The sequence below is a fragment of the Okeania sp. genome, from assembly GCF_983059655.1.
In genome coordinates this window covers 1-3,976 of record NZ_CEZPJD010000736.1, presented here as the reverse complement: position 1 = coordinate 3,976, position 3,976 = coordinate 1, and the positions used below count along the sequence as shown (strand labels likewise).

The 3,976-nt window shown below is 37.1% G+C and carries 6 protein-coding genes; 5 read left to right on the top strand and 1 reads right to left on the bottom strand.

Annotated features, from left to right (window positions below; translation table 11 throughout):
- Positions 1 to 441: NfeD family protein (locus AC3DU7_RS27575; RefSeq protein ID WP_488042457.1), on the top strand; the 441-nt coding region annotated here is incomplete at its 5' end.
- 226 nt (positions 442 to 667) lie between these two features.
- On the top strand, positions 668 to 1,633 hold the full coding sequence (locus tag AC3DU7_RS27570) for an SPFH domain-containing protein (protein ID WP_488042456.1): 966 nt from the start codon (positions 668 to 670) through the stop codon (positions 1,631 to 1,633).
- 262 nt (positions 1,634 to 1,895) lie between these two features.
- Here AC3DU7_RS27570 and AC3DU7_RS27565 read toward each other — a convergent pair whose 3' ends face one another.
- On the bottom strand, positions 1,896 to 2,276 hold the full coding sequence (locus AC3DU7_RS27565; RefSeq protein ID WP_488042455.1) for a Fur family transcriptional regulator: 381 nt from the start codon (positions 2,274 to 2,276) through the stop codon (positions 1,896 to 1,898).
- 80 nt (positions 2,277 to 2,356) lie between these two features.
- Here AC3DU7_RS27565 and purS point away from each other — a divergent pair, with 80 nt between their 5' ends.
- From purS to purQ, 3 genes are all read left to right on the top strand, one after another.
- A complete protein-coding gene (gene purS / locus AC3DU7_RS27560; protein ID WP_488042454.1) occupies positions 2,357 to 2,644 on the top strand; it encodes a phosphoribosylformylglycinamidine synthase subunit PurS in 288 nt (95 codons plus the stop codon).
- Positions 2,645 to 2,993: 349 nt separating this feature from the next.
- Positions 2,994 to 3,149, top strand: a complete 156-nt coding sequence (locus tag AC3DU7_RS27555; protein WP_488042453.1) for a zinc ribbon domain-containing protein — start codon at positions 2,994 to 2,996, stop codon at positions 3,147 to 3,149.
- Between the two features lie 158 nt (positions 3,150 to 3,307).
- Positions 3,308 to 3,976: phosphoribosylformylglycinamidine synthase subunit PurQ (gene purQ / locus AC3DU7_RS27550; RefSeq protein WP_488042452.1), on the top strand; the 669-nt coding region annotated here is incomplete at its 3' end.

The window sequence follows — 3,976 nt, the reverse complement described above, 5'->3', positions numbered from 1 at the left end:
AATCCAACGATATTTTGGTTACTGGCTGGGGCAATTCTTTGTTTTTTAGAACTCTTCGTACCCACAGCCTTTGTTGAATTTATGATGGGACTAAGTGCCTTTGTTGTGGCAGGAGTGTCCCTCTTAATTCCTAGTATTAGCGTACAAGTGGCCTTGTGGATGATTTTTTCTGTAGCTTCTATTTTTGCCTTCCGTCGTCTGCTGCCCAATCATACAGTGGCTACTATTGCAGATGCTCAGGAAGCAGAAACTTTAACAGAAATATTACCAGGCCAGCCTGGTCGAGTAATTTATGAAGGTAATTCTTGGCGGGCAAAATGTGACGATGAAAGTGAGGCGATCGCTGCTCATGAAAAAGTTATTGTCGTTAGACGTGAAGGTAATACTTTATTTGTATTGCCAGAAAACTTATTAAATTCTTCAGTTTATCTCCCTAAGTAAAGGTAAGCATTTCCTGCGGAATGCTACGCAAATAGCAATAGGTAATGAATAATTTTCTCAGGTTTAGTCCGGGGACTTTGAAAGTAATTTTTTATTCTTTCCTTAATTTCAAAGGTTGCTTTTACCTTCCCAAAAATTAATGGCTGATAGCTGATAGCTGACAGCTAAATGCTTACAACCAAAGTCAATTGAAATAATAACTAATTAGATAATTAGGAGATTAAAAATGGAACAGTTTTTTTTGTTAGTCTTTTTAGCTTTAGGTGGTTCAGGTTTAGCTGGAAGTGTCAAAGTTATTAATCAAGGAAATGAAGCTTTAGTAGAAACTTTAGGTAAATATAATGGCAGAAAATTAGATGCTGGTTTAAAATTTGTTATCCCATTTTTAGATAGAATTTCTTATCAAGAAACTATTCGGGAAAAAGTATTAGATATTCCACCTCAGCCATGTATTACTAGAGATAACGTAGCAATTAGTGTAGATGCTGTGGTTTATTGGCGGATTATGGATTTGGAAAAAGCCTTCTACAAAGTAGAAAATCTCAAATCTGCAATGACTAATCTAGTTTTAACTCAAATTCGTGCAGAAATGGGTAAATTAGAATTAGACCAAACCTTTACAGCTCGCACAGAAATTAATGAGGTATTACTCAGAGAATTAGACATAGCTACTGACCCTTGGGGAGTAAAAGTAACTAGGGTAGAATTACGAGATATTAGCCCTTCTAAAGCAGTACAAGATTCTATGGAATTACAGATGACTGCGGAACGACAAAAACGGGCAGCAATTTTAACCTCAGAAGGGGAAAGAGATTCTGCAATTAACTCTGCCAGAGGTAAAGCAGAATCACAAGTCCTTGATGCCGAAGCTCGTCAAAAAGCAACTATTTTAGAAGCAGAAGCACAACAAAAAGCAATTGTTCTGAAAGCTCAAGCTGAACGTCAATCTCAAGTATTACAAGCTCAGGCAACTTCAGAAGCATTAGAAATTATTACTAAAACCCTCCATAAAGACCCCAATGCAAAAGAAGCTCTCCAATTTTTATTGGCTCAAAACTATTTGGATATGGGTCAGAAAATTGGTAGTAGTGATAGTAGTAAAGTTATGTTCATGGACCCCCGTAATATTCCAGCAACTTTAGAAGGTATGCGTTCCATTGTGGCAGATGGCAAAAATTCAGTTAATAGTTAAAGAAGTTTTGGGGTTTTGAGGTAAAAAATGGAAATATAGCAATAGCCAGAGCGGTTAGGACATAGATTTATCTTTAGACAGGGAAATATTTTTCTTACTATTCCCTATTCCCCATTCCTTAATTAAGAAAGATCTTAAATTATAGCAATGAGCGCTGGTATATTTACAAATTGCAGGAGATGCCCAATAGCTAAAAGTCTGATATTATAGGCAATTTGCCCCTTTTGCCAGATGAGCTGTTGCCTATTGCCTGCGCACAGCGCTATAAAGTGCAGCGGTCACAAAGTCCAAAAAACTCTAAAGTGTGATAAAAAATTTTAAAGCTGTGGGACTTCTGTAATTTATTTTCTAAATTATGGACAGGACATTCATCAATAGGAATAGAAGTCCCACATTTTACACAGGTCAGATGATGTTGGTCTTGCTGCAAGCAACTATATACAGATTCACCATTGGCCAAAAATCTTACAGTCACTACACCTTCTTGCTTGAGGGCTTCTAGAGAACGATAGACTGTTGCTAACCCCAGAGGTTGGTCACATTCTCGTAGCGCTGAATAAATATCCTGGGCAGATAGCGATCGCTTCTGGATTTTTAATAGCTTCAAAATACGCTCTTGAGACCGGGTACGATTGGATTTCATGGCCAGTGTGCTTAACTATAAACAGAACTTAACTGATAATATCTAACGTGTTCCGTTGAAATCTAAAATTTTTTAATCTCGTGACAAAACAATATCAGGCACATATATATGTTACCCTAAGACCATCTGTTTTAGATCCTGCCGGTACTGCTGTTAAATCTGGGTTGGCACAGATGGGATATGAAAATGTAGAACAAATTAGAATTGGTAAATATATTGAGTTGATGCTTCAGGCAACTGATGAAGCAACAGCAAAGGAACAATTAGAATTAATATGTGATCGACTATTAGCGAATCCTGTCATTGAAAATTATCGTTTTGATTTAACAGACATCTCCAGAAAAGAGGCAACAGAGAGAAATAATTGATAATTTGTGGATAATAATTGATTTGATTTTTGATTTTTGGAGATGTTAAATGGAAACTGTCAAAGAAGATGGTAATATCATGTCCGGTTGAATAGTTATAAATAAACTACTCAGAATTCAGAATTGAGGAGGGAAGAAAAGGGAAGAAAGAAGAAAAGAAGGAGAAAATTTTTTGCTCACTAATTATCTGGACATGATATAAGTTTTATGTGAAACTGTGGACATGACTTGTGATAGTGGAGCTAGAATACAAGTGTCAATGGTACGACTGTGAATTAGTAGTAGTTGATAGATTTTTTCCGTCTTCGCTCGACTTGCTCTAATTGTGGTCATGTACAGGATATGACGAGTGAATATCAGAACTTATGACTGCCCAGAATGCGGTTTATCAATTGACCGAGACTTAAATGCCTCAATTAATTTAAGAGATGCGGTCGGCTTGACCGTGAATGCCTGTGGACGGAGTGCTGCCGACAGTTCCGGTGGTTTGCGTAGCATTCCGTAGGAAAGCAGGAAATAAACATTAAAATATCACGCTATGTGACGTTTTATATCAGTTTTATGAAGCAGTCTTAGATCTAGTTGCTAGTGTATAGTACTCTGTGAAAAATCTGCAATAACACACCTTCAGAGCATAGAAACGATAATTGAAATTAAATTAATATGAAATTTGGTATTATTGTGTTTCCTGGTTCCAACTGCGATCGAGATGTAGCTTGGATAACTCAAAGTTTATTAGGTCAACCAACTCGCATGGTTTGGCATCAAGAAGAAGATATTTCCGGTCTAGATGTAATAGTTGTCCCTGGAGGTTTCAGTTATGGGGACTATCTTAGATGCGGGGCGATCGCTCGTTTTTCTCCAGTCATGGCAGCAACAGTTGCTCATGCCCAAAAAGGTAAGTTAGTCTTAGGCATCTGTAATGGTTTCCAAATATTGACAGAAATAGGACTATTGCCAGGAGCATTAATCAGAAATCAGCAATTAAATTTTATTTGCGATCGAGTTCCGGTCAAAGTAGAAAACTCTGATACTCCTTGGACTTCTGATTATCAAAAAGGAGAAGTGATTCGTTTACCAATAGCTCATGGTGAAGGTCGTTACTATGCTGATACAGAAACGTTGCAAGAATTAGACAATAATGGTCAAATTTTATTTCGTTACTGCACAGAGAATGATGAAATTAGTCAAGTAGCTAATCCTAATGGTTCTCTTAATAATATTGCTGGGATTTGTAACCGTCAAGGTAATGTGTTGGGAATGATGCCTCATCCAGAGAGAGCATCAGACCCAATGTTAGGTGATACAGATGGCATCAAATTATTTAAGGGG

What these genes read in the sequence shown, in the direction of transcription:
- AC3DU7_RS27570 (WP_488042456.1), top strand. Translation starts at nt 668, where the DNA reads ATGGAACAGTTTTTTTTGTTAGTCTTTTTAGCTTTAGGTGGTTCAGGT.
- AC3DU7_RS27565 (WP_488042455.1), bottom strand. Translation starts at nt 2,276, where the DNA reads ATGAAATCCAATCGTACCCGGTCTCAAGAGCGTATTTTGAAGCTATTA.